30 protein-coding genes, 1 tRNA gene, 2 pseudogenes and 1 other annotated feature are annotated in these 25,743 nt (G+C 36.8%); of the genes and pseudogenes, 4 read left to right on the forward strand and 29 right to left on the reverse strand.

Features of this window, described 5'->3' with window-relative positions:
• Nucleotides 1-35: 35 nt before the first annotated feature.
• The 11 genes and pseudogenes from GSM_RS03875 to GSM_RS03925 all read right to left on the reverse strand — a co-directional run bounded on the left by GSM_RS03875 (nt 36) and on the right by GSM_RS03925 (nt 10,455).
• Nucleotides 36-1,751: a proline--tRNA ligase gene (locus GSM_RS03875; protein ID WP_010077824.1), complete on the reverse strand. Its 1,716-nt coding sequence runs from the start codon at nt 1,749-1,751 to the stop codon at nt 36-38.
• 56 nt (nt 1,752-1,807) lie between these two features.
• Nucleotides 1,808-3,091, reverse strand: a complete 1,284-nt coding sequence (rseP, locus tag GSM_RS03880; protein ID WP_010077825.1) for an RIP metalloprotease RseP — start codon at nt 3,089-3,091, stop codon at nt 1,808-1,810.
• A 29-nt stretch (nt 3,092-3,120) separates the two neighbouring features.
• Nucleotides 3,121-3,906, reverse strand: coding sequence for a phosphatidate cytidylyltransferase (locus GSM_RS03885; RefSeq protein WP_003690096.1), 786 nt, complete (start codon nt 3,904-3,906; stop codon nt 3,121-3,123).
• A 6-nt stretch (nt 3,907-3,912) separates the two neighbouring features.
• Nucleotides 3,913-4,689: an undecaprenyl pyrophosphate synthase gene (gene uppS / locus GSM_RS03890; protein WP_003690095.1), complete on the reverse strand. Its 777-nt coding sequence runs from the start codon at nt 4,687-4,689 to the stop codon at nt 3,913-3,915.
• A gap of 153 nt (nt 4,690-4,842) precedes the next feature.
• Nucleotides 4,843-5,406 carry a ribosome recycling factor gene (frr, locus tag GSM_RS03895; RefSeq protein WP_003690093.1) on the reverse strand — a complete coding sequence of 188 codons (564 nt, stop codon included), beginning with the start codon at nt 5,404-5,406 and terminating at the stop codon, nt 4,843-4,845.
• A 3-nt stretch (nt 5,407-5,409) separates the two neighbouring features.
• Complete coding sequence (pyrH, locus tag GSM_RS03900) at nt 5,410-6,132, reverse strand: UMP kinase (RefSeq protein ID WP_003690092.1); 723 nt, start codon at nt 6,130-6,132, stop codon at nt 5,410-5,412.
• A 197-nt stretch (nt 6,133-6,329) separates the two neighbouring features.
• Nucleotides 6,330-7,208, reverse strand: coding sequence for a translation elongation factor Ts (gene tsf, locus GSM_RS03905; RefSeq protein WP_003690090.1), 879 nt, complete (start codon nt 7,206-7,208; stop codon nt 6,330-6,332).
• A gap of 94 nt (nt 7,209-7,302) precedes the next feature.
• The gene (rpsB, locus tag GSM_RS03910; RefSeq protein WP_003690087.1) at nt 7,303-8,097 is read right to left on the reverse strand and encodes a 30S ribosomal protein S2; all 795 of its coding nucleotides are present in this window, start codon (nt 8,095-8,097) and stop codon (nt 7,303-7,305) included.
• Nucleotides 8,098-8,264: 167 nt separating this feature from the next.
• Nucleotides 8,265-9,253, reverse strand: a pseudogene (locus GSM_RS13965) (D-2-hydroxyacid dehydrogenase).
• 176 nt (nt 9,254-9,429) lie between these two features.
• Nucleotides 9,430-9,687, reverse strand: coding sequence for a GIY-YIG nuclease family protein (locus tag GSM_RS03920; RefSeq protein WP_010077826.1), 258 nt, complete (start codon nt 9,685-9,687; stop codon nt 9,430-9,432).
• Nucleotides 9,688-9,705: 18 nt separating this feature from the next.
• Entirely contained in the window at nt 9,706-10,455 is a 750-nt protein-coding gene (locus GSM_RS03925) for a tRNA1(Val) (adenine(37)-N6)-methyltransferase (protein ID WP_003690081.1), read from the reverse strand.
• A gap of 92 nt (nt 10,456-10,547) precedes the next feature.
• Between GSM_RS03925 and GSM_RS03930 the strand changes: the two genes are divergently transcribed.
• Nucleotides 10,548-11,171 (forward strand): lysophospholipid acyltransferase family protein, encoded by a 624-nt coding sequence (locus GSM_RS03930; protein WP_003690080.1) that lies wholly within the window; start codon nt 10,548-10,550, stop codon nt 11,169-11,171.
• A 129-nt stretch (nt 11,172-11,300) separates the two neighbouring features.
• On the opposite strand, the gene GSM_RS03935 is transcribed toward GSM_RS03930, so the two are convergent.
• Together GSM_RS03935 and GSM_RS03940 are read right to left on the reverse strand one after the other, a co-directional pair.
• A complete protein-coding gene (locus GSM_RS03935) occupies nt 11,301-11,525 on the reverse strand; it encodes a YneF family protein (protein WP_003690078.1) in 225 nt (74 codons plus the stop codon).
• Nucleotides 11,526-11,601: 76 nt separating this feature from the next.
• Nucleotides 11,602-11,850 (reverse strand): DUF896 domain-containing protein, encoded by a 249-nt coding sequence (locus GSM_RS03940; protein ID WP_003690076.1) that lies wholly within the window; start codon nt 11,848-11,850, stop codon nt 11,602-11,604.
• 149 nt (nt 11,851-11,999) lie between these two features.
• Here GSM_RS03940 and lexA point away from each other — a divergent pair, with 149 nt between their 5' ends.
• On the forward strand, nt 12,000-12,626 hold the full coding sequence (lexA, locus tag GSM_RS03945; protein WP_003690074.1) for a transcriptional repressor LexA: 627 nt from the start codon (nt 12,000-12,002) through the stop codon (nt 12,624-12,626).
• 150 nt (nt 12,627-12,776) lie between these two features.
• On the opposite strand, the gene recN is transcribed toward lexA, so the two are convergent.
• From recN to GSM_RS04020, 15 genes and pseudogenes are all read right to left on the reverse strand, one after another.
• Nucleotides 12,777-14,459 (reverse strand): DNA repair protein RecN, encoded by a 1,683-nt coding sequence (recN, locus tag GSM_RS03950; RefSeq protein WP_003690073.1) that lies wholly within the window; start codon nt 14,457-14,459, stop codon nt 12,777-12,779.
• A 15-nt stretch (nt 14,460-14,474) separates the two neighbouring features.
• Nucleotides 14,475-14,927 carry an arginine repressor gene (gene argR / locus GSM_RS03955; RefSeq protein ID WP_010077827.1) on the reverse strand — a complete coding sequence of 151 codons (453 nt, stop codon included), beginning with the start codon at nt 14,925-14,927 and terminating at the stop codon, nt 14,475-14,477.
• A gap of 94 nt (nt 14,928-15,021) precedes the next feature.
• Complete coding sequence (locus GSM_RS03960; RefSeq protein WP_003690069.1) at nt 15,022-15,837, reverse strand: TlyA family RNA methyltransferase; 816 nt, start codon at nt 15,835-15,837, stop codon at nt 15,022-15,024.
• On the reverse strand, nt 15,837-16,721 hold the full coding sequence (locus tag GSM_RS03965) for a polyprenyl synthetase family protein (protein WP_003690067.1): 885 nt from the start codon (nt 16,719-16,721) through the stop codon (nt 15,837-15,839). Before GSM_RS03965 ends, GSM_RS03960 begins: the two co-directional genes overlap by 1 nt.
• The gene (locus GSM_RS03970; protein ID WP_003690066.1) at nt 16,714-16,944 is read right to left on the reverse strand and encodes an exodeoxyribonuclease VII small subunit; all 231 of its coding nucleotides are present in this window, start codon (nt 16,942-16,944) and stop codon (nt 16,714-16,716) included. Before GSM_RS03970 ends, GSM_RS03965 begins: the two co-directional genes overlap by 8 nt.
• A pseudogene (gene xseA, locus GSM_RS13970) lies at nt 16,937-18,290 on the reverse strand (exodeoxyribonuclease VII large subunit). Before xseA ends, GSM_RS03970 begins: the two are co-directional and overlap by 8 nt.
• A gap of 15 nt (nt 18,291-18,305) precedes the next feature.
• A complete protein-coding gene (gene folD / locus GSM_RS03980) occupies nt 18,306-19,145 on the reverse strand; it encodes a bifunctional methylenetetrahydrofolate dehydrogenase/methenyltetrahydrofolate cyclohydrolase FolD (protein ID WP_003690061.1) in 840 nt (279 codons plus the stop codon).
• A 399-nt stretch (nt 19,146-19,544) separates the two neighbouring features.
• On the reverse strand, nt 19,545-19,955 hold the full coding sequence (gene nusB / locus GSM_RS03985) for a transcription antitermination factor NusB (protein WP_029327360.1): 411 nt from the start codon (nt 19,953-19,955) through the stop codon (nt 19,545-19,547).
• Nucleotides 19,952-20,383 (reverse strand): Asp23/Gls24 family envelope stress response protein, encoded by a 432-nt coding sequence (locus tag GSM_RS03990; RefSeq protein ID WP_003690058.1) that lies wholly within the window; start codon nt 20,381-20,383, stop codon nt 19,952-19,954. The genes nusB and GSM_RS03990 overlap by 4 nt, the downstream gene beginning before the upstream one ends.
• 19 nt (nt 20,384-20,402) lie before the next feature.
• Nucleotides 20,403-20,960, reverse strand: a complete 558-nt coding sequence (gene efp / locus GSM_RS03995) for an elongation factor P (protein WP_003690057.1) — start codon at nt 20,958-20,960, stop codon at nt 20,403-20,405.
• Between the two features lie 136 nt (nt 20,961-21,096).
• Nucleotides 21,097-22,158, reverse strand: coding sequence for a M24 family metallopeptidase (locus GSM_RS04000; protein WP_003690055.1), 1,062 nt, complete (start codon nt 22,156-22,158; stop codon nt 21,097-21,099).
• A 93-nt stretch (nt 22,159-22,251) separates the two neighbouring features.
• Nucleotides 22,252-22,533 carry a 50S ribosomal protein L27 gene (gene rpmA / locus GSM_RS04005; protein ID WP_003690054.1) on the reverse strand — a complete coding sequence of 94 codons (282 nt, stop codon included), beginning with the start codon at nt 22,531-22,533 and terminating at the stop codon, nt 22,252-22,254.
• Between the two features lie 15 nt (nt 22,534-22,548).
• Nucleotides 22,549-22,881, reverse strand: a complete 333-nt coding sequence (locus GSM_RS04010; RefSeq protein ID WP_003690051.1) for a ribosomal-processing cysteine protease Prp — start codon at nt 22,879-22,881, stop codon at nt 22,549-22,551.
• A gap of 18 nt (nt 22,882-22,899) precedes the next feature.
• The gene (rplU, locus tag GSM_RS04015) at nt 22,900-23,208 is read right to left on the reverse strand and encodes a 50S ribosomal protein L21 (protein ID WP_003690050.1); all 309 of its coding nucleotides are present in this window, start codon (nt 23,206-23,208) and stop codon (nt 22,900-22,902) included.
• Between the two features lie 13 nt (nt 23,209-23,221).
• Nucleotides 23,222-23,296, reverse strand: a sequence feature (ribosomal protein L21 leader region).
• Between the two features lie 119 nt (nt 23,297-23,415).
• Nucleotides 23,416-23,489: transfer RNA gene (locus tag GSM_RS04020), tRNA-Arg, on the reverse strand.
• A 216-nt stretch (nt 23,490-23,705) separates the two neighbouring features.
• Here GSM_RS04020 and GSM_RS15015 point away from each other — a divergent pair.
• Nucleotides 23,706-23,849, forward strand: a complete 144-nt coding sequence (locus GSM_RS15015; protein WP_155807913.1) for a hypothetical protein — start codon at nt 23,706-23,708, stop codon at nt 23,847-23,849.
• 523 nt (nt 23,850-24,372) lie between these two features.
• Here the strand turns inward: GSM_RS15015 and GSM_RS04030 are convergent.
• Nucleotides 24,373-25,212 carry a phosphotransferase gene (locus GSM_RS04030; RefSeq protein ID WP_003690048.1) on the reverse strand — a complete coding sequence of 280 codons (840 nt, stop codon included), beginning with the start codon at nt 25,210-25,212 and terminating at the stop codon, nt 24,373-24,375.
• 175 nt (nt 25,213-25,387) lie between these two features.
• Between GSM_RS04030 and GSM_RS04035 the strand changes: the two genes are divergently transcribed.
• Nucleotides 25,388-25,711: a magnetosome magnetite crystal formation protein family gene (locus GSM_RS04035; protein ID WP_003690047.1), complete on the forward strand. Its 324-nt coding sequence runs from the start codon at nt 25,388-25,390 to the stop codon at nt 25,709-25,711.
• The last annotated feature ends 32 nt before the right edge of the window (nt 25,712-25,743 follow it).

A 25,743-nucleotide genomic window follows, 5' to 3' on the forward strand; every position in this document is an offset into this window, starting at 1 on the left:
CGTCTTTTATTCAAACAAGCCAAAACCCATTTAAATTAATCTTCTTTTTCTTCTGAAAGCAAGATACTGATAGCATTTTGCAATTCTTCACGACGAACCTCGACTGTCTCACCATTACGTCGCAACTTAACTTCAACAATGCCTTCCTCAGCTTTCTTACCAATTGTTACTCTGACAGGCAATCCCATCAAATCTGAGTCGGCAAACTTAACACCTGCGCGCTCCTTACGGTCATCGATTAGAACACTATAGCCGGCACTTTGCAAATCAGACGTAACTTCATTTGCTAATTTAACTTGTGTTGCATTCTTCGAATTAACTGGTACAACATGAATGTCAAAAGGCGCAATTGTCTGTGGCCAAATTATTCCATTTTCATCACTATTTTGCTCAATAATAGCTGACAAAAGACGAGATACCCCTATACCATAGCACCCCATAATAACCGGAACTTGACGCCCATTTTCATCAAGCACATCTGCTTTTAAGTCGTTGGAGTAGCGTGTGCCTAGCTTGAAGATATGCCCGATTTCAATCCCCCTAGTAAACTTCAATGAACCTTGTCCATCAGGCGAAGTCTCACCTTCATGAACCATCCTTAAATCAACATAGTCATCAACTTCATAATCTCTAGGAGCATTGACATTGATGAAATGGTATCCATCTTCATTAGCACCACAAATACCATTGCTCATCTTTTCGACATCAATATCAGCGACAACTCTCAAGTTCTTCGAAATTCCAATTGGCCCCACTGAGCCAAAACCAGTTCCAAGAATTTTAACAGTTTCTTCCTGAGTTGCCATTCTAATTTCATCGGCACCTAAAAAGTTTTTTAATTTAACCTCGTTAAGTTCATCGATTCCACGGAGTAGAACAACCGTTGGCTTTTCATCAGCATATAATAGCAGAGTCTTCAAAACATTATCAACTGGTGTTTCAAGGAATTCTGCAACTTCCTCAACTGTTTTCGCATTTGGGGTCGGAACTTTTTTCAAATCGCGTTTACTTTCATGCGAAATTTTTGAAGCTCTCAAATTCTTGGCCATTTCCAAATTTGCAGCATAATCACTACCATCAGAATATACGATTGTATCTTCACCTATATCTGCAATCGCCATATATTCTTTAGAATCATTACCACCCATGGCACCAGCATCACCAATTATCGAGCGAAAATTTAATCCGCAGCGTTCAAAGATGTTTTGATAAGCACTTTCCATTTGATTGTAAACAGTATCTAGACTACCTTGTGTTGCATGGAATGAATAACCATCAAACATTAAGAATTCGCGACCACGCAATAATCCAAAACGTGGACGATTTTCGTCACGATATTTCATTTGAATTTGATACAAAGTCAGTGGCAATTTTTTATAAGATTTAATTGAGTCCCGAATTATTGAAGTAAATGTCTCTTCGTGGGTTGGACCCAATATAAAGTCACGCTCATGCCGATCTTTTAGCTTAAACATAGCGGGTCCGTATGTTTCGTATCTGCCAGATTCTTGCCAAAGCTCGGCTGGTATAACAGCAGGAACGAGCATTTCTACAGCATCAATTGCGTCCATTTCCTCACGAATAATTTGTTGAATCTTCATCAGGACTTTATGTGCAAGAGGTAAGTAAGCATACATACCCGCCGTAATTTGTTTAACATAACCTGCACGAAGCATCAATTTATGGCTAAGTGCTTCCGCATCACTTGGTACCTCCTTAATAGTAGGTATCAAAATTTTTGACTGTTTCATAACTAATCCCCTTTTTTCAACGAACATCAGCAATCACTACGGACTACTATATGTTCTTAATTAAAGAAATAACGCTGAATATCATTCCATGTTACCAGTACCATCAACAACATTAAAAAACCAAAACCAATTAAGGTAATAATACCTTCTTTTTCTGGCGACAACGGTTTTCTTCTGATTCCCTCTATAATGTTCAAGACAATCTTCCCACCATCCAATGCTGGGATGGGAAAAAGATTTACAATTCCCAAATTAATAGAAAGAAACGCCAGCAAACCAATCACACTTGTTAGTCCATATTGTGTGGCTTCAGAAGTGTAAGAATAAATTGCAACCGGCCCACCAAGATCATTTAAACTAAATCCATGCGTGAAAATTCCACCAATAGCCGCGAACAACGCCAACATTGTTGTCCATGTTTTCGTAAAACCATAAGTCGCGATTGCCATAAATGAAGAATCAGTATGCGTTTTAGCAGTAATTCCGATCAAACCGATTTTCTTACCATTTTGGTTCTGAGCCCTAGGAGTCATTGCAACCGTTTTTCTTTGATTATCACGACTATAGGTAACATTAATTTTTTCCCCTGGAGCAGCATTGACATATGTTGAAAGTTTCTGCCAACTAGTAGTTTTATGCCCGTTAACGGCTACAATTTCATCGCCAACCTTCAAACCAGCCTTCTTTGCAACAGAGCTCGTGGCAAAGCCACCAATTTTTGTGGAATTTTCAGTAGTTACTACACCGCCTTGAATGACTGCAATCAAGGTAAAAGCAATGATTGTCAGTATGAAATTATTGAGCGGGCCAGCAAAATTTGTCAACATTCTCTGCCAAAGTTTAGCAGATTGAAATTGAACATCAATTGGTGCAATCCTAACCTTTGTCCCATCTTCTTCAATGATTGATGCATCATGTAACACTGAAAACCGCCGATACTTATCTTCTTCGCCGTTCTCATAACCTTCAATCCAAAGTTCTTTTTCAAGATCCCATTTGACAATTTCAACGGGTACTCCAGAAATCAAAGTCTTCTTTTTACTTGCATTAATTGTTTCCACCACATCATCTTGATTCAAAAGCAAACTAACTGTAGCACCTGATTTCAATGAATCATCATCATCTTCAAGGCCTGCCATCCGTACATATCCACCCAAAGGAAGTATCCGAATTGTATAAGTTGTGCCGTTTTTTTGGTGTGCAAAAATTTTTGGACCCATGCCAATTGAAAATTCACGCACTAAGATACCAGCACGTTTTGCAAAATAGAAATGTCCAAATTCATGAACAACTACCAGAATTCCAAAAACAATAATAAATGTCACAATCGTAATTAGCATGTTAGCTTCCTTTCAAAATAGAATGACTTTCAAATCAATCCTATAAAATGTGCAACCGGCAAAACAAACAATAATGAATCAAAGCGATCCAAAATTCCCCCGTGCCCAGGTAAGATTTTTCCAGAATCTTTTACGCCATAAAACCGTTTCAGCGCTGATTCAACTAAATCTCCCATTTGACCAACAATCGATAAAATCAGCGTTATAAGCAGCATTGACAAAGGACCCACGTTTTGCGGATAAATTAATGTAAAGCCACCCGCAATTACCATTGCAATAATTACACCACCAATTGAACCTTCCCAAGTCTTATTGGGACTGATGTGCGGTGCTAGTTTATTTTTGCCTAACTTGCGTCCAACCAAATAGGCACCGCTATCTGTAGACCAAACAATCAACAATAGATAAAAGACGGTTGAAATTCCCACATTTCTCGCCTGCATTAAATAATGAAAGCCTACAGATGAGTATATTGTCCCAAGAATCAACATTCCTGCATCATCAAAAGAAAAACGATTCTTCGTGATTACAGTATAGGTTAGTAAAAGCAATACAAAGAAGTAAAAAACAGTAAATTGTGTTGTATCACTAGGTAAAAAAACCAACCAGTTTTGTGGGATGAGTACTGCTAAGGCTGCTAACATTGAGATAACAGCTTCAGGAGATATCAATAATTTTTTGCGCATTATCAGGACTTCAGATAATGCAATTAGACCAAGCAGGATAGCTAATATATCAAACGGTACTCCACCTAACCATACTAGAGGAACAAAAATAATTAGAGCAACTACCGCCGTAATTAAACGTTGTTTCATGATGACTTACCCTTTCTTCAGACCGCCAAAACGACGATCACGTTTCTGATATTCTATAATATTTTCACATAAATCTTCAGGTGTATAATCTGGCCACAGAACATCGCTGAAAATAAACTCACTATACGCAAGCTGCCAAAGTAAAAAATTAGAAATTCTTTGTTCTCCACTTGTACGAATCAATAAATCTGGATTTGCAAATTTCTTCAAATTACTCGTCATTAATGCATCTGAAATCATGCTCTCATCAATTGAATCAGCCGTTAATTCCTTTTTCTCAACCTTTGCTGCCAGGTTTCTCACAGCTGTCACTATCTCGTCACGTCCACCATAATTGATGGCAAAGTTCAAAATCATACCTGTACAATGACTTGTTTGCGTAATTGCACGATTGACAGCCGCTAAAGTTTCAGTCGGAAGTTCACTCAATTCTCCCATTGCGGTAACTTGGATATTATTTTCGATTAATTCAGGGACGAAAGTATCAAAAAAAGTAATTGGCAGACTCATTAAAAATTCAACTTCTTTTTTGGGACGTTTCCAGTTTTCTGTTGAAAAAGTATATAATGTTAAAACCTTGACACCAAAATTACTTGCAGCTTTAGTAACCTCTTTAACCGTTGTTAGAGCTGTTTTGTGTCCTGCAATTCTTGGTAAATGTCTTTTTTGGGCCCAGCGTCCATTGCCGTCCATAATAATAGCAATGTGCTGAGGAACACGTTCTTTATCCATTTTCTGAACTATTTTCCCCAGATTATTATTCTTAATAAATTTTGAGAACAAGAGTTCACCTCCACTAAAGTTCAAAACTTATTTTAACAAAAAAGTAACAACGGAGCAAAAAAGCATTGCTTTTTAGGAAATTGATTGATAAAAAATTAACATCAATTTCCAGCATGCCACTCCGTTGTACCCTGTGACTAACTACGCTGTTGGTTAAACATCAAGAATTTCTTTTTCTTTGTCAGCTTGAATGTCGTCAATGCTTTTTACTGAAGAATCTGTAAGCTTTTGCGCTTGCTCTTCCAAATTATGTAAATCGTCTTCAGTTAAATCGCCTTTTTTTTGTGCCTTTTTAAAATCATCGATTGCATCACGACGAATATTACGAACTGCTACTTTTGCTTTTTCGGCCTCAGCCTTAACTTCTTTTGCGATTTCCTTACGACGCTCTTCGGTCAACTGTGGAATCACTAGTCGAATTGCTGAACCGTCATTGGCTGGAGAGATGCCCAAATCAGAAGCCAAGATAGCATGTTCAATATCCTTAAGTGAAGACTTATCATAAGGAGTTACCATTAAAACACGGGCCTCTGGAATAGAAATCTGAGCTATCTGGTTCAATGGTGTTGGTGCACCATAATATACCACCATAATTCTATTTAAAAGACTAGCATTTGCACGACCTGCACGAATATTTCCAAGTTCACGCTGCAGTGCTTCTTGTGCTTTTTTCATCTTTTCTTGTGCGCTTTTTAAAATCGGATCATTTATTTTCATCGCTTATTTTCCTTTCACTGTTGTTCCAATTGATTCACCCTTAACAACTCTTTGAATATTACCACGTTCGTTCATATTGAATACTACCAACGGTATATTATTGTCCATAGATAATGATGAAGCAGTGGTATCCATGACTTGCAATCCCTTATTAATAATATCAAGATGTGTTAATTCTGAAAACTTGACAGCAGATTGATCTTTTAGTGGATCAGCAGAATAAATCCCATCTACCCCATTTTTTGCCATCAAAATAACATCTGCATTAATCTCTGAAGCACGCAAAGCAGCGGTCGTATCTGTTGAAAAATACGGTGAACCTGTTCCTGCAGCAAATATAACTATTCTGTCCTTTTCAAGATGACGAATTGCTTTGCGCCGAATATAAGGCTCTGCAATTTGACGCATCTCAATTGAAGTCTGGACACGAGTTGGAACATCCAACGATTCCAGATTGTCTTGAAGTGCAAGAGCATTCATTACAGTACCTAACATGCCAATGTAATCTGCCTGTGATCTCTCCATACCCATCTGAGCACCGGCTTCACCGCGCCACATATTGCCACCGCCAACAACTATAGCAATCTGCACACCTAAAGCATAAACTTCTTTGATTTCTTCGGCAACTTTCCGGATTTCTAAGGGATTAATCCCAATTTTTTGATCACCTGCAAGAGCTTCTCCGCTCAACTTTAATATCACACGTTTGTACTTTACATCTGTCATGATGGTCCTCCTATAGTTATCATTTGTGTGTCATACTTTGAATACACTCATAGTACATTCTATCATACTTAGGCAGCATTGAATATCTTAAAAAAGTAGTTTGATGTATATAAATAGGGGCATTAAAACTAATTAGTTTCAATCCCCCAACTTGACAACAGACATAGTAAACTGAATGACTTGTTATCTAATATATACTAGTCTTTAACTTGACTCATAACTTCTTCTACAAAGTTATCTTCTTTTTTCTCAATGCCTTCGCCAACTTCATAACGGGTAAATGAAATAACCTTTCCACCCTTTGAAGCAACATATTTTGCAACAGTTTGATCTGGATCTTTAACAAATTCTTGATCTGTCAAACTAATTTCAGCCAAGAACTTATTTAAGCGGCCTTCAACCATCTTTTCAACAATTTTTGCTGGCTTTCCTTCATTCAAAGCTTCTTGTGTCAGAACTTCTTTCTCATGTGCAAGTTCTGCTGCAGGTACCTCAGTACGATCAACATACTTCGGATTGATTGCTGCAACATGCATGGCAACATCTTTTGCAGTTGCTTCATCAGCACCTTCAACAAGTACTAATGAAGCAATTTTACCACCCATATGGAGATATGAACCGAAGTTTTGTGTTTCTGTTTTCTCAACTAATGTAAAACGGCGTAATGTGATTTTTTCGCCAATAACTTGCGTTGCTTCAATGATTTCATCATTAATTGTGCCTTTGTCTGTAGAAATCTTGAGTGCTTCCTCAACATTTGCTGGCTTTGCTTCAGCAATGTTGCTAGCAATAGTCTTAACCAGTTCTTTAAATTGTGCATTTTGCGCAACAAAATCAGTCTCAGCGTTAACTTCGACAACAGCTGCAACATTACCAGAAATCTCAACATCAGCTAAGCCTTCAGCTGCAACACGATCACTTTTCTTAGCAGCTTTTGCAATTCCTTTTTCACGAAGAAAGTCAACAGCCTTTTGCATGTCACCCTCGACAGCTACTAAAGCCTTTTTAGCCTCCATCATACCTACGCCTGTTTTATCACGTAATTCTTTAACTTGAGAAGCAGAAATTTTTGCCATTACTATGGCCTCCTTATTTCTAAATTATAAAAAAAGCTGTCCCTAACCTTAAGGCCATTAATGTGCCCAATGTTGGAGACAGCCTAAGATTTAACTATTCAGCATCTTTGGTATTGTTTTTACCTTCAACAGCTTCAACAATATCTTCAATTGAATCTACTGTATCTGCCTTTTTAAATGATTCTTCAACTGCTTCAGTGTCATCTTCACCTTGGTTGGCTTCAATAACAGCATCAGCCATCTTAGCAGTAATCAAACGAACTGCACGGATAGCATCATCATTAGAAGGAATTTTAACGTCAATTTCATCTGGATCAGCGTTTGTATCAACCATAGCAATGATAGGAATATTAAGTTTACGAGCTTCCTTGATAGCAATTCTTTCCTTACGTGGGTCAACTACAAACAATGCATCTGGAATACGAGGCATGTCTTCAATACCACCCAAGAATTTCTCAAGACGCTCTTTTTGCTTAAGCAATAGGGCAACTTCCTTCTTGGGAAGGACATCAAAAGTTCCATCTTCGGCCATTGCCTTGATTTCCTTAAGACGCTTGATACGTTTTTGAATTGTATCCCAGTTTGTTAAAGTTCCACCTAACCAACGATGGTTTACAAAGTATTGACCAGCGCGTTTTGCTTCTTCTTCAACTGCATCTTGTGCTTGCTTCTTTGTACCAACAAAAAGAATAACTCCGTTATTTTCTGCTGTTTTTTTCATGAAGTTATACGCATCGTCAATCAACTTAACTGTTTTTTGTAAATCAATGATGTAGATACCATTACGTTCTGTAAAGATATACTTCTTCATCTTAGGATTCCAACGACGTGTTTGATGTCCAAAATGAACACCGGCTTCAAGCAATTGTTTCATGCTAATTACTGCCATAATATAAAATACCTCCAATATTGTTTTGTTTTCCTCCTCCGTATTCAACTGAAACCAAACTCAACTGAGCACCATGATTACTATCCTACGAAGTGTGAATTAGTACTTATCATAAAGCACCTGAAATATTATATCGTACTTCAAATTAAAACGCAAGAAATATTCAATTATTTCACAACAGTACTTGCTGTTCCATCTTCACAAACACTTTTTGCACTGTTTAGTGCAATTAATACCATATTTTTTACTGCTGTCTCTGTGTAAAAAGCAACATGGGGCGTTACCAAGACATTATCAAGCGACAACAATTCCTTAAAGGTTTCATCTTTTATTTCTTGATTACTTAAATCATGATTAAAAATATCACTTTCATTCTCATAAGTATCTAGCGCTGCACCTGCAAGTTTTCCCGATCTCAAAGCCGTAATCAACGCTTTAGTATCAACCAGTGCGCCACGAGCAGTATTAATGATATAAGAACCATCCTTCATCTTATTAAGGTTTTCTGTACCTATCAAGTGATAATCATCGGGAGTTGCCGGCATATGCAATGTAATTACATCTGCTTGAGAAAATAATTCATCATAGCTATCGACATAAATCCCCTGTTTTTTAATTCTGGATTAGGGTAGAGATCGTATGCAATAACTTTGGCACCAAATCCACGATAAATATCAATTGCAGCTCGTCCAATTCTCCCTGTCCCGACAACACCAACGGTCAATGAACGTAACTCTTTCCCTACGTAGGGTGCCCAGCGAAAATCCTGTTTTGCAACTTTGTTTCTGAATATGGTCGTGTTACGAAGAAGCTGCATCAATTGAGTCACTGAAAACTCAGCAATCGCATTTGGTGAATAAGCAGGAACATTCGTAACCACTACCCCATTTTTCTTTGCCGCATCAAGATTAATGTTATCAACACCAACATTGCGGATAGAAAATACTTTAACACCAAATTTCTTGAATTCTGTAAACATCTCGTCTGGATAGGTACCAGTTTGAAGTGCTAAAACGCCATCAAATCCTTCGATCTTTTCTACCGAACTCATGTCTAACATGTCTGGTAAACGCAAAACCTCATTACCAGTTTCTTTTTCCCATTGAGCAAAATACTTCTCTTCATCTTCACGCACATTAAAAGCTATAAACTTCATTATGAAATGAACCTCCAAAATTAAATATCTCTATTCTACGGTGGGACACAAGAAACCAATTATTTTAAATGAGCGAGTTGTCCGCACTCAATAAAATATTATCTCCGTCCGCATATCATTGTAGCATGAAAGATATCTTCAACGCTCCTATTTAGCAATGCGTTTAGCAATATCTTTTATTTCTTAAGTTTATTGATATTAATTCCATGTTCTTCAAGATATTTTAATTTCTGTGCTCTTAATTGATGCTTAAAAGCATATTCAGCTTTTAATGCAGCAGATTTGTTATCGAATGCTTCGTAATATAAAAGTTTCACTGGACGTCTGCTTTTTAACCGCGTATATTTTGCACCCTTTCCAGCATTATGGACAGCTAAACGATGACTTACATCGTTTGTGAATCCACCATACAGTGTAAAGTCAGCACATAACAAAACGTAAAAAAATAGTCCTTATTCACTTTTTCCATACAGAATCTCCCTCAATAATGGTGTGTATTCACCAGAATCGTTATATACAACAATAGCAGGCATAAACCTAACACCGTTTGGTCGACCATCCTTGATAGCCTCAATCAAAATCATATTTGCCTCTTTTTCTTCTTTCGGATGGACTAACTGAACTTTCTTGGGTGCGAGTCTGTGTTTTCTCATCAATTCGAAAATCTCGGCCGTTCTCTCAGGCCGATGTACAAAATACGCTTTACCATTCATCTTTAATAAATCACTTGTAACTTCAATAATTCGCTCAAGATTAACGGAAATTTCATGACGTGCAATTGCCAAATAAGGATTACTATTTTTTTTACTAGTAGGTAGATTTGAAAAATACGGTGGATTACAAGTCACGATATCAACTGAATCTTTTTTTATGAATTCGATCGCTTTGTCCAAATCAATATTTAACATCTGAACTCTATCCCCGAGATTATTGAGTTCTATACTTCTCCTTGCCATATCTGCCAGACGCTCCTGAACCTCAACTTCGATAATTTGTCCAGCAACCTTTTTTGTTAAAAATAGTCCGACTGCCCCATTTCCCGCACATAGGTCAACCAAGATCCCCTTTTCTTTTTGCAGAGCACTAGTAAAATATGCCAATAAAACAGCATCCAAAGAAAAAGAAAATACTTCTGCGCTTTGAATAATCTGAACTTCATTTGAATATAGTCTATCGATTCGTTCGTTCTTGTAAAGCTTCATTTTAATATCACCTTCATTTTAACTTGCATGTCATCACAAAATTAGGCATACTTATCTTTGAAATAATTTAGATAAGAAAGGAATGTCTCGTGATGTTCTATTCATTTATTCGTATTGTAGCACGCATAATAGTGTTCATAATCAATGGAAACGCACACTATCTTAACAAGGAAAAGTTACCAAAGGACAATTATATACTTGTCGGACCTCATCGTGCTTGGTTTGACATGATTTATTTTGCCCTAGGTGCATCGCCAAAGAAGTTCTCATTTATGGCGAAGGAAGAATTATTCAAGAATCCAATCCTGCGCTATATTCTAGTTCATGCTAATGCATTTCCTGTTGATCGTAAAAATCCAGGTCCTTCTGTAATCAAGACGCCTGTCAATTGGCTAAAGAAGCGTAATCTTTCTCTAATCATGTTTCCTTCTGGAACAAGGCATTCTCAGAATCTAAAAGGTGGTGTCCTGCTGATTGCCCGTCTTGCAGGTGTTCCAATTGTACCTGCTGTCTACCAAGGACCCTCAACAATGAAAGATTTGCTTAAGAGAAGAAAAGTAACTATTGCTTTTGGCGACCCGATTACAATCAACTCTCGTAAAAAACTGACAGACGAGCAACAACAAGCAATTCTTGGAGAAATGGTATCTTCATTTAAAAAGTTGGATACACAAATTAATCCTAACTATGTATACATTGATAAGAGTAAACACTAAGTCTTTATTTAGTAACTTAAATTCTGAGTGCTAAAATTAATCTAGATAAAAGGAGTCTTGCCAAAACAAACTGTTTCGGCAAGACTCCTTTTTATTGAATCATCATGATCCTGATCCAGGCCACACATTTTATTTCTTAGCACCTTGTGACTTCATTGCGTTCATCATTTGATGAAGCTTTTTCTCAGAAGGCTTTTGGCCCATCTGGAGCATCATAGTCTTCAACATTGTTTCATTAATTGGCGGGTTTTTCTTCAAATAGCTTTCCATATATTTACGGGCAGCGAAAAATCCACCAACAAAGCCTAAGACAAGCGCAAGGATAACGATTAGTACCCAAATTGTGGTTGACATCACGAATTGCTCCTTTCATGTCGTTTCAAATAACAATTTTACACAATTATTGAATAAAAATAAAGCTCAAACTCGATTAATCATCACGCAATCCCTTTTTTCTTTGAATTTCTTTAACTTTTTCAGGTGTAACTTCTTTGCCTTCTTTATTAAAAACTTGTAACATTTCGACATTACTGCGAAAAGTTGATCGAAAAGCAGCCAAATAATCTTCTCTAAGACTCTTTTGTTCAACTAATTCTGCCTTTGTCAAACCAACACTCTTTTTCTTCTTCGAAAGTTCATTAATTCGATTAATGAGTTCCTGCGGAATTTTACCCTTCATTTCATTACCTCACTGCTAATTATTATTGGACAGATTAATCATACATTAACAAATAACAATTTTCAAACATCTAATACGAACGTTTGTTTGTAATGTATACCTATTTGTGTTAGAGTTATTTTATTAATAATGTGATTGAGGTGTCTTAAATGACAAAAGCTTCTGAAAAAAGACAAATGGCGGTTCTTCGTTTTATTTATGAACGAGTCAATGAAAAGGGATATCCACCCACGGTTCGTGAGATCTGTCAAGCTGTTGATTTATCATCAACTTCTACTGTACACGGACATTTGGCACGACTTGAAAAAAAAGGATATCTCCAAAAGGACCCGACGAAACCGCGTGCAATTGAATTAACGACAATTGGTTTAGAAGCATTGGGAATTGAAGAGCATGCAGATTCAATTCCTATGCTTGGAACAGTTACAGCTGGAATGCCGATTCTTGCTGTGGAAGAGGCCTCTGAATACTTTCCACTACCACCTAACTTTAATTCTGCGGATGATCTCTTTATCCTAACTATTCGTGGTGAAAGTATGATCAATGCTGGAATATTGAACGGAGATCAGGTTATTGTCCGCAAACAAGAAAGCGCAGAAAACGGAGAAATTGTGATTGCAATGAACGATGATAATGAAGCAACCTGCAAACGTTTTTTCAAAGAAAACGGCTATTATCGCTTACAGCCTGAAAATGACACAATGGATCCAATTATTTTAGATTCAGTCGTCATCTTAGGTAAAGTTGTTGGACTATACCGCAACTTTATCTCATAGAGATGAAGCCGCTATATCATATGTAGTATCCTAACAAAAGATCGCCCCTAGAGGTTTGAGCAAAAGCTAACCTTTAGAAGGCGATCTTTTTAAGTTTTGTAAATTACATAAAGTTGTAATTACTTCTTTTATTACTTTAAATTCATTATTCTAATTTCGTATTTTTTTCGCCATCTCAAGTAATTCCTTGGCGTGTTCCAATGTCAATTTTGTAATCTCTGTCCCAGCTAACATCCTAGCAATTTCATTAATTCTCTTTTTTTCGTCTAATTTCTCAACGTTTGTCTCGGTTCGTCCTTTAATAACTTCCTTGGTAACAAGATAATGGTGATTACTAATAGCGGCTACCTGCGGCAAATGTGTAATACACAAGACTTGAGATAATTGTGCAATCTGACTAATCTTCTCAGCCATCGCTTGAGCAACTCGACCACTAACACCAGTATCAACTTCATCAAAAATGATACTTGTTAAGTTTCGATCCCTCGAAAAAATCGTCTTTAACGCCAACATAATGCGTGAGAGTTCACCACCAGATGCAATTTTTACCAATGGCCCACTAGCTTCACCTTGATTGGTTTGAATGTAAAATTCCACACGATCAATTCCATTACTTGATAGCACGTTCTTATCCGTTACAAAGCGTACTTCAAATTTAGCTTTATCCATATAAAGAGACTTCAACTGTAATTCAACCGCTTTTGATAGTTGTTTAGCAGTTTTAGTCCTCTCATGACTCAACTTTTCTGCCGTTTGTAACGCTGTGTTATAAGCTTCATCAACAGCCTTTTGTTGAACTTCACTATCTTCATCTGCACTTTGCATCTGTGCTAATTCTTTTTCAATCTTATTGTAATAATTCAAAACTTTTTCAATTGAATTACCATATTTGTGCTCAAGCTGTCTGATTATTTCCAATCTCTGGTTGGTCTGGTTTAACTCATCTTCATTCCACTCCATTACATCTAATTCATTCGAAATATCATGTGCAACATCTTGCAGCGTATAGAACGCACTCGATAAATTATCTGCAATATTGTGTAAATCCTCAGATAAGTTTCCCACTTTTTGCGTTGCTTCAGCAACATCACCTAAACGCCCCAAAAAATCAACCTCATCACCCGAAAGTAGTTCATAACCTTGTGACAATGCCTCACGAATAGTTTGGAAGTTTTCAAGTTTTTGCTTCTTAGTTTCCAGCTCTTCGTCTTCTCCTAAAACAAGATTAGCATCACCAATCTCTTGAACCTGAAACTGAAGCATATCCAATCTTTGAGCCCATTTCTGTTCATCTGATTGTCTTTTCTTTAAAATTTTTAATTTTTCATGATAAATTTTGAATAATTTGTCATATTTGCCTTTCAAATCTGTAGTTTTTTGGCTGTATTGATCTAAAAGGCCTATATGATTCTCTGAATTCATTAACATCTGGTGCTCATTCTGTCCATGAATATCTATAAGCTGATTCCCAATCTTTTTCAGTGCTGTCAGTGTTACCAATGTATTATTAATACGACAGACACTCCTACCATTGCGATAAAGCTCTCGCTGAATAATCAATGCATCCTCATCCGTCGTAATTCCGAGTTTTTCTACATCATGTCTTATCTTGACACTCTTGGGGAATCCAAATAAACCCTGTAAAACTGCTTTGTTGGCTCCCTTACGAATAAATTCCTGCGAACCTCTTCCGCCAGCTAAGAGGCCTAAAGCATCAATTACTATTGATTTACCAGCACCTGTCTCACCAGTCAAAACCGTCATTTTAGATTCAAAATTAATATCAAGTTTTTCAATGATAGCGAAATCTCTAATCATTAATTCGCGTAACATCTCATCATTCCTTTGTTAGTTGGTCATCCCAAGGACTAATTCTTGTGCTGCCTTTGCCTCATCAACTGATTTTGCAATTACCAAAACTGTATCATCATCGCCTAAAGTACCAAAAATCTCTTCATAGTGCATCTGGTCTATCAAACTAGCTATTACTGGACCATTTCCCGGTGAAACCTTAATTAGTAAGAGTTCATTTTGAATACGTGAGGATAAATATGCATTTCTTAATGTATTTCGTAATTTTTTCTCTGAATTTAGTTTCTTCTCCGTTGGGAGACTGTATTGGTATTCACCGCTTGAAGAAGGTAACTTAATCAGCTGCATTTCTTTTACATCACGTGAAATCGTTGCTTGTGTGACATCAATACCTTGTTCTTTCAAAAGCTTAACGATGTCTTCTTGTCTATCAATACTGTACTGTAACAACAAATCCTTTATCGCTTTTTGCCGCTCTTGTTTCCGCATACCAATCACCAATCCCCCACATTTATTCATAATTTATTATTATAATAGCCTATTTTGAATAAATATTAAAGAAAAAGCTTATAAAAATTAATGATTATTTACCGAAAGTTGTATATGCTTGTTCAATTAGTTCTTTATTATCAATTCCTGTTCTGTTAACTCCGTTGCCAGCGACTTTTTTCAGATGACAAATAAATTCAATATTACCTTCACCACCTGTGATTGGAGAAAAATCAATTCCACAGACATCAAAATCTGCCTCTAGTGCAAAACTAATAATTTTGTCTAATACTGCCAAATGGACTTTTTTATCCCTAACGATACCATTCTTCCCGACATTAGCCTTACCAGCCTCAAATTGAGGTTTAATCAGCGCCACCACATCACCTGAATCTTGCAGGATTGCATGCAAAGGCGGTAAAATCAGCTCAAGGGAGATAAAGGAAACATCTATCGTAGCAAAATCTGGTAAGCCTTCAGTGAAATCTTCGGGTTTACTATATCGAAAATTTGTATTTTCCATTACAATTACACGTGGATCTTGTCTAATTTTCCAAGCCAATTGATTAGTTCCTACATCCAATGCATAACTCATTTTCGCACCATTTTGCAATGCAACATCCGTAAATCCACCGGTAGAAGAGCCAATATCAAGGACAGTTTTATTCTTAATTTCTACATCAAAAACCTTGAGTGCCTTTTCAAGTTTATAGCCGCCTCGACTCACATAAGGCATCTTTTTCCCCTTAAAATGCAGTTCAGTTTCAATATTAATTTTCATTCCGGGCTTATCTAAGCGTTCTTCATTTTCACCTAATATTTCTCCAGCCATTACCGCCCGTTTTGCTTGTTCACGTGTATCAAAAAGACCTTGTTGAACAAGCATTACATCAACTCGTTCCTTCTTCATTAGCTTTCCTTTCTCTTGAAATATTCTAGAAAATCCGCTAAAACACAATCACTAGCATTTAATTTTACCAACGCACCCTCTGCTTCTTCAATTGCCTGTTCCAATCTTTGATAAGCACCATCAAGTCCTAAAATTACTGGATATGTGTTTTTGTTTTCACCTTTATCCTTATGCACTGCTTTTCCCATCTCTTTTGTTGTTGAGACTACATCCAAAATGTCATCATATATCTGAAAAGCTAGTCCAAAAGAAGCACCAAAGTTCACCAACAACTCAAGTTCTTCTTTTTCTGTTTTACAAAGGATTCCTCCTGCTTGACATGCATATCTTAATAAAGCTCCAGTTTTTCTTTCGTGAACTTTCTTCAATTGTTCAAGATTCAGTGTTTTGTGCTCACCCTCTATATCTGCAATCTGTCCACTGACCATGCCTTCAGGTCCTGCAGCTTTTGCCAAAGCAGCTATTAGGTCAACTTTACTCTTTGAGTCCAATCCAGTTCTTGCAACCCAATCAAATGCAAGTGTTAATAAACCATCACCTGCTAAAACAGCTTCAGCCTGCCCGAATACCTTATGATTTGTTGCTTTGCCCCTTCGAAGATCGTCATTATCCATTTCTGGTAAATCATCATGAATCAGTGAATACGTATGTAGAAATTCAAGACTACCAGCAACGGCCAAGACATCATCATCAATTGATCTGTTATAAAATGAACAAATTGCCATAATCATAAGTGGACGAATTCTTTTCCCACCGATTTCGACAGAATAAGCCATTGCATCTTTCAAAGTTGTTTCTGCGGATAAGTTATTCAAAAATTCTGCGATTTTTTTCTCAAATTTAGGCAAATTTGTGCTTTGAAAATCCTGCATTCTTTTATTCATTAGTCGAATCTCTTTCAAAATCAGTCTTATTTCCATCTTTATCCATCACTTTTGCAAGTGTTTTTTCAGCATTTTCAAGTGTTTTTTGCAATTCGTTGCTGAGAGAAACGCCCTTCTGAAATTCCTCTAAAGCCTGTTCCAATGGTACATCACCTTGTTCAAGCTTCTGAACGATTTCTTCCAAGTCTTTCAAATTATCTTCAAAGTTCTTTTTTTCAGCCATTATTCTTTGTCCTCCTTAATTCCATCACTTTTGCTTTTGCATTGCCATCTTGCAAATGAATATCTATCACGTCATCTGTTTTAAGTTGCACAACGGACTTTATGATTCTTTGTTCATTATCAGATACATAGCTATACCCTCGACCCATAATTTTCAACGGGCTCAGCATATCCAAGTCGGAGATTGCTTTTTCCAGTCTCTGCTCATTTTTTTGAAAATAATTTTTAATTGCGCGATCAAGTTGTTGTGTTAAATATTCAACTTTTGAGTCGTACAAATGCAACTTTTCAAAGGGGGCCTGTTCTTGCAGCCTTTGTATTAAGGACCTAGCCACTCTTTCATGCTCGGTCATTCTTTGCTGAAGTGCTTGTTGTGCGCGTTTTTTAAGATAATCAATTTTTTTGCAGATAACCTTCATAAAGCCGTCCAGGTTGTTGAAAAACATATGAACTAATCAATTTATTAACCAGTTGCTGTTTCAGTTTAATCCTAGATTGCAGATTTTGCAGCAATCTTATGCGTAATTGTTGAATCTTCAAAATTTCATCACTGAGCACTGGTACGGCTAATTCTGCTGCAGCAGTTGGCGTAGCCGCCCTGACATCTGCTACTAAATCAGCAATTGTCGTATCAGTTTCGTGGCCGACAGAAGAAATGACCGGAATCTGACATTCAAAAATCGCTCGTGCAACCACTTCTTCATTAAACGGCCACAGGTCTTCAATGGAGCCACCTCCACGTCCAATTATGAGCGTATCAAAATTACCAATTTCTTCGACTTGCTGAATTCGTGCAACAATATCAGCAGCAGCGCTCTCTCCTTGAACAAGAGCTGGAAACAAAACAATCTGGGCAATTGGATAACGCCGCCTGATAGTGGTCATTATATCTTTGATTACGGCACCAGATGGACTCGTAATTACGGCTATTTTTCGAGGAAATCTTGGCAAAAATTTCTTTTCAACACCAAATAATCCTTCTTGGGCAAGTTTCTTCTTTAGCTGTTCATAAGCTTGGTATAGGGCACCAACACCATCGGGTTCCATTCTTTCGATGTATATCTGATACCCCCCATTTGCTTCATAAAGTGATATTCGACCAACTACAAGAACTTTCATTCCTTCTTCTGGCTTGAACTTAACCTTATCAAAAGCAGATCTGAACATAATCGCATTTATTTTTGCATGCTCATCTTTGAGACTAAAATATTGATGAGCATTGGGGCGAGGACGATAATTAGAGATTTCCCCAGTTAAATATACTTTGCCCAAATAAGGATCAGCATCAAACTTTCGCTTCAGATATTTTGTCAGTGAACTCACTGTTAAATACGCTTTTTCTGACAATTTTTATCCTCCATTTTATCTTTCTGCAAACTTAACCGTCTGTTCTAATAATAATGCAATCGTCATTGGTCCTACACCTCCGGGAACCGGTGTAATTGCTTCAGCTATCGGTTCAACCTCGGTAAAATCAACATCCCCCACTAATTTACCTGCTGCATTACGGTTCATCCCCACATCAACCACAACAACCCCTGGCTTGACATCAGCCGCCTTAATAAATTCAGCTCGACCGATTGCAACAATCAAAATATCTGCTTGCCGTGTCAACTCACGCAAATTAGCAGTCTTGCTATGAGTAACAGTAACGGTTGCATCTGCATTCAACAACAACGCAGCAATTGGACGACCAACAATATTGCTACGGCCAACAACAACTGCATGTTTTCCAGCAACATCAATCTGATGCTCTGCTAATAACCTCATAATACCATGTGGTGTACAAGGCAGCGACTGTGGATTATTGAGAAAAAGTTGTCCAACATTTAAGGGATGAAATCCGTCAACATCCTTTGACGGATCAATCTCTGCAGTTATTTTCGCAGAATCAATTTGCGGAGGCAATGGCAGTTGTACTAAAATTCCATGAATAGAAGGATCAACATTCAACTTAGCAATCAATGCTAATAACTCCTCTTCGGTCGTTGTCTCTGGTAACTTAAAATCGTGTGTCGCGAGTCCAACTTCTGCCGCTGCACGATGCTTATTGCGTACATATATTTGGCTTGCACTATCAGTACCAACTAAAATAACCGCTAGTGCTGGAACAATTCCACGCTCGCGCAAACGAGCCGTCCGCTGCTTTAATTGTTGTCTGATTTTATGTGAAAGTGCACGTCCATCTAGAATTTCAGTCATCATCATTCATCCTAACTTATGTAATTGTTGAACACTTTAATGCTCATACCTGCATTCCATTTTAGCATACCTAACTAACTTTTCATCAAATTCATACATGATTAATCAGTAAAATTTATCAGATTACTCTTGATAAATGTGGACTCAATGAAAAAATAAATTTCTGGTTAATTTTCAAAAACTGCTCTATTCTTGATAACAAGAACTTACTAAATTCAAAAAATTTTAGCACTGTAATCTTATTTTTCTAATTCAGTGGATTCCTTCAAAATAAGTTCAAGTCTAATAACCGTTTATCAAATTATTTTTTCAACAAAAAAACACCTAAGTAGATAATAACCTAGATGTTTCAAATTTAAACATTCATCTTTCAGTGTTAAGTTAAACTGTTTCGCTTTTTTACTTTGAGATCAAGTTTGACAATACTCCGTTAACAAAACGACGTGATTTCTCGTCACTAAACTCCTTTGTTAACTCCAAAGCCTCGTTTAAAGCAACCTTACTTGGAATATCATCAACATTCTGAATTTCAAAGATTGCTAATCGCAGAATAATTACATCTGTTTTGTTAAGGCGCGCAAGAGTCCAGCCTTGACCCAAATATTTTTGGATAGTTGCATCAAGCTCTGCTTTTTTCTCGTTAACACCTGTAACTAAAATACGAACATAACTTGGTATTTCTTCGGTTTCATTTTCATCATCATCTCTGACTTGACAGTACAGTTCATCAACAACAATATCTTGATTGCTCTCCATTGCAAATAACATCTGAAAGGCAATTTTGCGCATATCGTGTCTACTCATAGTCACTTCTCGCCACCATTTTCCTCATCAAATAAATTATTAGGATCAACGGTCGGAACTTGCTTCTCAGGAACGACTCCTTGAACATAGACGTCTACTGTTGCTAACTCTAACCCTGTCATAAATAATAGTTGTTGCTTAACTTTTTCTTGAATTTCAGATGCAACTTTAGGTACCGAGACACCATAGTTCAAAAAAACATAGATTTCAACTGTCAATGTATCAAGTGACTGGCCGAGTTTGACCCCTTTGCCACGGCTCTTACGCCCAAAAAGTTCATTAACACTATTGGCAAGCGAACCACGCATTGAATAAACACCATCAACCTGGTTTGCAGCAATACCGACAATCACTTCGATTACTTCGGGTGCAATCTCAATGTGTCCTAGTGTTGCTTCCTTGCTTTCTATGATAATGTTATTATTTTCTGCCATCATCGAAACCTCCTTTGATTTAGGCACGAGAAATATAACTACCGTCTTGGGTATTGATTGTTAATACGTCACCTTCATTAATGAAGAATGGAACCTGAACAACTAACCCAGTTTCAAGAGTAGCTGGTTTAGAACCACCAGAAGCAGTATCCCCTTTGATTCCTGGTTCTGTAGCTTTAACTTCAAGATCAACGGTGTTTGGTAATTCTACCCCAAGTGTTTCGGAACCATACATAATAATACTTACTACCATATTCTCTTTTAAATAATTTAGCTCTTGTTTAACACGTTCTTCTGGCAACTCAAGTTGTTCATATGTTTCCATGTCCATGAATACATGGCTAGTTCCATCAGCATAAAGATACTGCATCTTCTTATTGTCGATTTGTGCTCTTTCTACTTTTTCGCCTGCACGGAATGTTTTTTCTTGAACCGCACCACTACGTAAGTTCTTAAGTTTTGAGCGCACAAAAGCTGAACCCTTACCTGGTTTAACATGCTGAAACTCAACAACACGCCAAATCTCTCCATCAACCAAAATTGTTAAACCGTTTTTAAAATCATTTACTGAAATCATTGTAATCCTCCTACAAATTATATCTCCGGGCAGTTACTCTTGAGATCATTCTACCATATAACCATCACACAAAATTTCCCAGAGTAATAGAACACATTTTATAATAGCAACACTTTGCACAAAAAAGCAAGTTTATCTATATCTCACAGTAATCTTTTGGAAAATTTGTTAAAATTTCAAAACCTGTCTCAGTAACTAAGACATCATCCTCAATTCGAATACCCGCTGTACCAGGAACATATATTCCCGGTTCAATGGTTACAATGTGACCTGCCTCCATAATATCTGGAAAGCGTGAACCAACATTCGGTAATTCATGGATATTTAGTCCTATGCCATGACCCATTCCATGATTAAAATATTTGCCATATCCTTTTTCCTCAATAAATCCACGCCCAATTTCATCTAACTTGCGTCCGCTTACTCCCGGTTTTATTGCCTCAATTGTTCTACGCTCGGCTTCCAGGACAATCTGATACAAGTCCTTGACTTTTTGAGTCTGTTTTCCTAATGAGAAAGTTCTGGTTACGTCAGAAGTATAATGATGGTAATAGTAGCCAAAGTCAACCGTTAGCAGGTCACCATCTTCTAGCAGCTTTCTAGTTGCTGTTCCATGGGGCCATGTCGTTCGATCACCACTTGCAACAATCGTTTCAAAAGACTTCTCCTCTGTCCCATTCTTTTTCATAAAGTAGTCAAGTTCATTAGATAGTTCTAGTTCACTTTGAGACACATGAGCATTTTGCAGCATGAATTCGTATCCTTTTCCTGCAATCTTACAAGACTCACGAATTTCATTAATTTCATTTTGATCCTTGATCGCGCGCAGCTTCTCAATAACTGCAGAAACGGGGACAATATCTGAAACAGCATTCTCATCTATAAAATCATAATCTTGATATGAAATCGTATCTTCGAAGGCCATTGCTGACAAATGTTCCTTTTCAACAAGTTCACAAGCTGTTTTTAAGTAATTACGAGTTTTACAGAATTTCCAGTCAGAATGATTTGCTTTAATTTGTTGTTCAAAACGACTATCAGTAATCAAGTATTGGCTATTTTCCGTAACTAACAGCAGTCCATCATCTCCCGTGAAACCACTCAAGTAATAGATATTAAGGGGGTCAGTCACTAAAAAACTGTCAATGCTCATTTTCACCATTAATTCGCGTAGATTTTCAACTCTTTTTGAACTCATTAAAAATTCCTCCCATCTTTGAAAAATAATAAAAAAAGACCAACACAAAACATAACGTTCCGTATTGATCTTATATCAAAAGCTTTATTTAATCTATTCAGCCACAGGGTAAACAGACACTTGCTTCTTGTCGCGACCTTTACGCTCGAAACGAACAACACCTTCAACTTTAGCGAATAATGTGTTGTCGCCACCCATACCAACATTAACACCTGGATAGATACGTGTCCCACGTTGGCGATAAAGGATTGAACCACCAGAAACAAATTGTCCGTCAGCACGCTTAGCGCCTAAACGTTTTGATTCAGAGTCGCGTCCGTTAGAAGTCGAACCACCACCCTTTTTATGAGCGAAGAATTGTAAATTCATTAACATAGTTAGTGCACCTCCCTAGCTTTTATCTTTCGTAATTTCAATATAATCAGAATAGTTTGTTGTTACATCACTAATACCTAATTTAAAATTAGCTAGTAGCAACTGTGCAGCTTCATTATTAACAGCAGAATCATCAAGTTGTACTTGCATGAACCCACCATCTTGTTCATTAGCGTCAACATGTACTCTGGCTTTTGCAAGTTGCTCAAGACCATTTATCGTACTAATTGACAAAGCAGAAACAGCTGCACACACAATATCTTGGCCATATTCTCCTGACTCAGCATGTCCTTTAAGTTCGAAACCAACTAGTTGGTTTCCCTTGTAGATAAAAGAAGCCTTTATCATTCAAATCCACCTCAATAATTATGCATTAATTGCATCAATAACAACTTTCGTATATGGTTGACGATGACCTTGCTTTGTATGTGAATGCTTCTTTGCTTTGTACTTGAAAGTAACAACTTTCTTTGCACGACCCTGTTTTTCAACAGTACCCGTAACAGTTACACCATCAACAAATGGCTTCCCAACTTTAGTGTCTTCGCCACCTACTAAAACAACTTGATCAAACGTTACCTTCTCGCCTGCTTCTGCAGTCAATTTTTCAACGTAGATTGCTTGTCCGGCTTCAACCTTAAGTTGTTTACCACCGGTTTTAATAATTGCGTACATATGTGCACCTCCTTAATTTACTCAGACTCGCCACGACTAAGTGGTCAAAAGACTCTTATGAACTGGCCATGTGCGGTTGCAGTTGTGGCATGCACAAATACAACATTAGAATCATAGCAGATTTTCTATCTTGCGTCAATCACTTTGACAGATAAAAAGACCTGAAACATAGAAATGTTCAAGTCCCCACCTAAGTAATCACAACAATGGCGCGGGAGAGATTCGAACTCTCGACCGTCCGCTTAGAAGGCGGATGCTCTATCCAGCTGAGCTACCGAGCCATAAACAACACCAATCATTATATGATAGTCTAAATAAACTGTCAATTACTTTTGGAATATAAGTGCATAATCAATGCATTTTAATTCTAATAGGTCCTTCTAAAATGTTTTTCCCTTGTTTTAATACTTTGCCTTTATTCACATGATACTTTTTTCTTGAAATTTTTTTGTAATAATGTAATAATAATGACATATAAGAAGAAGGATGTGACTTAAATGACGACATTCATAGCTATTATTGGGATCCTCATTTTTGCAACTTTAGTTCAATTTTTTGGAAATGTGCAGCAAAAAAGAAACGAGTATAAGCATTTCAAAAATGATGAAGTTCAACGGAATCCAAAGGGCTTCGAAAACTAATAAGGAGTACTTTGTCCTAGCAGTTTCTGGAAAAAATCGAGTACGTATGAAGAGACTAGGTCAAGAATTATATTTTGCTTTGGCTCATCTATTTATTCTGGATAAATAGATTTCATAAGTCAAAATTCTCAGTCTAACTCCAAATTATCCATAAGCTAGGTTCATATAAGTTCATAATTTTTCAATAGTACTCAATCAATTTCAGCGACTTATGTCACGTTCCTAATTTGGAGAAATTCCTGAATCGTAACTACCTAATTCTTAAAACAAAAGTTATATTTTCCTGTTGATAGACTGTTAAATTACCGTTTATCAACTTTTTTTGCAAAAAAAATGTTCTCTATGAATAATCAATAAGTACAACGCTTTTCTAGAGAACAAAATAAAAACTTGGTGATGTCCATGAAATACTCTCACTGTGTCTTCTCCAAGTTTAAAAATGTCAATGTCTTTTCATATATATATCCTGTACAAATGATAAAAAAATTTTTCAAATACTGAATGTCTTTAGAATAAATAATTGCTATAATTTCAGAACTGCATCGCCATCTTTAATGGTTGCTATCATATTACTTGCCATATCTCCAAATTTACCACCCGAATGGGTAATATTATACTGACTAATATCAAGAGCACATAAAAATAATAAACAGCGTTGCAGATCACTACTAGGAATCTCAAAAGGATATTCCTGTTCATATCCCCTCAGGAACTCATTACGTAATTTGACATCACGTACCTCGTTATAGAAGAACTTGATAAAGTCCTGATAACTTGTCCCAACATGAGAACGTTCGAAGTCAATCAAAATGTCCTTGCCCTCAAATTCCATAATGTTACGTACGCTAAAATCACCATGTAGTACCACTTTTGGCAACTGTTCATATTCAAGGTTATCCTTGTCGAAATCTGATTTCAAAAGTTCAAGAACCTTCTGTGCATTTTCGTAGTAGAGGCTTCCTTGCAGCTGTTCAACTTTCTGTGTTAAAAGTTGCGACAATGGTTGTCTATTATCTTCAACTGAAACATTGCCAGTAACTTTCCGATGAAAACTGCCTAACAGCTTGCCATATTCATATGCCATTTCAGGAGTCATCCTTCGGTTGTCCACATCTTTTAAGTTGCGGTCACGCAAAGTTACAACGTACTTGTCCTCAAAAATTACACTATCCAAGTATATATCCGGATAATAGAATTGATTAACATGTTGTTCAGCATAAAACATTGCCTTTTCTTTAAATATCTTGACAAAAAGTGGTTTATGAAAAACCTTACTGTTTCCAACAAGATGTTGATTGCCTGCCACATCATGAATACTTTTTAAATTCGCTTGATAATAATCGTTTAAAAAATCAACGAGCATCCCTTCGTCCCCCCTAAATCAAAATAAAAAATTAAATAATCATCTATCAAAATGCTCCGTATAAAAAATTATTCAAAAACACACGATTAATTGTTAGCTTAACAGTTTCAGTATATCATAGTATTATATTTCAGATTATACTGGAATTAATGACTTTTACTTTTTGGGGGAAATTATGCAAAAAATTAAAATATTAAGTGCTCTTTCTTATTTTTCTATCGTTTTCGCACCGTTTATCTTTCCACTTATTGTCTGGTTTGTCTGTGCTGACGAGCCAGTCATCCGTAATCACGCAAAAAAAGCTTTTTTATTGCACCTGCTTCCTATTTTTCTTACCCTCATGGGAATTATCTTTGTCGGTACAACGGGTATAGTAACAGACCAAGCGCAGTTAACGGGTTGGGGAGTCGTTTTAGCCCTTGGTATAGTCTCGTTGATTGACTTAATTGTATTTATTTACAACATATACAAAGGAATCAAAATTCTTGCACAAGATTAAAAAATAGAAAAATTAAAATTTTCTCTTGACAT

It is taken from the genome of Liquorilactobacillus mali KCTC 3596 = DSM 20444 (assembly GCF_000260415.1).
GTDB classification, from domain to species: Bacteria; Bacillota; Bacilli; order Lactobacillales; family Lactobacillaceae; genus Liquorilactobacillus; species Liquorilactobacillus mali.

Bases quoted from the DNA above. Each gene is read 5' to 3' on its own strand.
- GSM_RS03875 (WP_010077824.1), bottom strand. From the start codon at position 1,751: ATGAAACAGTCAAAAATTTTGATACCTACTATTAAGGAGGTACCAAGT.
- rseP (WP_010077825.1), bottom strand. From the start codon at position 3,091: ATGCTAATTACGATTGTGACATTTATTATTGTTTTTGGAATTCTGGTA.
- GSM_RS03885 (WP_003690096.1), bottom strand. From the start codon at position 3,906: ATGAAACAACGTTTAATTACGGCGGTAGTTGCTCTAATTATTTTTGTT.
- frr (WP_003690093.1), bottom strand. From the start codon at position 5,406: ATGAAAATAAATGATCCGATTTTAAAAAGCGCACAAGAAAAGATGAAA.
- pyrH (WP_003690092.1), bottom strand. From the start codon at position 6,132: ATGACAGATGTAAAGTACAAACGTGTGATATTAAAGTTGAGCGGAGAA.
- tsf (WP_003690090.1), bottom strand. From the start codon at position 7,208: ATGGCAAAAATTTCTGCTTCTCAAGTTAAAGAATTACGTGATAAAACA.
- rpsB (WP_003690087.1), bottom strand. From the start codon at position 8,097: ATGGCAGTAATTAGCATGAAACAATTGCTTGAAGCCGGTGTTCATTTT.
- GSM_RS03925 (WP_003690081.1), bottom strand. From the start codon at position 10,455: ATGAAGCTTTACAAGAACGAACGAATCGATAGACTATATTCAAATGAA.
- GSM_RS03930 (WP_003690080.1), top strand. From the start codon at position 10,548: ATGTTCTATTCATTTATTCGTATTGTAGCACGCATAATAGTGTTCATA.
- GSM_RS03935 (WP_003690078.1), bottom strand. From the start codon at position 11,525: ATGTCAACCACAATTTGGGTACTAATCGTTATCCTTGCGCTTGTCTTA.
- GSM_RS03940 (WP_003690076.1), bottom strand. From the start codon at position 11,850: ATGAAGGGTAAAATTCCGCAGGAACTCATTAATCGAATTAATGAACTT.
- lexA (WP_003690074.1), top strand. From the start codon at position 12,000: ATGACAAAAGCTTCTGAAAAAAGACAAATGGCGGTTCTTCGTTTTATT.
- recN (WP_003690073.1), bottom strand. From the start codon at position 14,459: ATGTTACGCGAATTAATGATTAGAGATTTCGCTATCATTGAAAAACTT.
- argR (WP_010077827.1), bottom strand. From the start codon at position 14,927: ATGCGGAAACAAGAGCGGCAAAAAGCGATAAAGGATTTGTTGTTACAG.
- GSM_RS03960 (WP_003690069.1), bottom strand. From the start codon at position 15,837: ATGAAGAAGGAACGAGTTGATGTAATGCTTGTTCAACAAGGTCTTTTT.
- GSM_RS03965 (WP_003690067.1), bottom strand. From the start codon at position 16,721: ATGAATAAAAGAATGCAGGATTTTCAAAGCACAAATTTGCCTAAATTT.
- GSM_RS03970 (WP_003690066.1), bottom strand. From the start codon at position 16,944: ATGGCTGAAAAAAAGAACTTTGAAGATAATTTGAAAGACTTGGAAGAA.
- folD (WP_003690061.1), bottom strand. From the start codon at position 19,145: ATGACTGAAATTCTAGATGGACGTGCACTTTCACATAAAATCAGACAA.
- GSM_RS03990 (WP_003690058.1), bottom strand. From the start codon at position 20,383: ATGGCAGAAAATAATAACATTATCATAGAAAGCAAGGAAGCAACACTA.
- efp (WP_003690057.1), bottom strand. From the start codon at position 20,960: ATGATTTCAGTAAATGATTTTAAAAACGGTTTAACAATTTTGGTTGAT.
- GSM_RS04000 (WP_003690055.1), bottom strand. From the start codon at position 22,158: ATGAGTTCAAAAAGAGTTGAAAATCTACGCGAATTAATGGTGAAAATG.
- rpmA (WP_003690054.1), bottom strand. From the start codon at position 22,533: ATGTTAATGAATTTACAATTCTTCGCTCATAAAAAGGGTGGTGGTTCG.
- GSM_RS04010 (WP_003690051.1), bottom strand. From the start codon at position 22,881: ATGATAAAGGCTTCTTTTATCTACAAGGGAAACCAACTAGTTGGTTTC.
- rplU (WP_003690050.1), bottom strand. From the start codon at position 23,208: ATGTACGCAATTATTAAAACCGGTGGTAAACAACTTAAGGTTGAAGCC.
- GSM_RS15015 (WP_155807913.1), top strand. From the start codon at position 23,706: ATGACGACATTCATAGCTATTATTGGGATCCTCATTTTTGCAACTTTA.
- GSM_RS04030 (WP_003690048.1), bottom strand. From the start codon at position 25,212: ATGCTCGTTGATTTTTTAAACGATTATTATCAAGCGAATTTAAAAAGT.
- GSM_RS04035 (WP_003690047.1), top strand. From the start codon at position 25,388: ATGCAAAAAATTAAAATATTAAGTGCTCTTTCTTATTTTTCTATCGTT.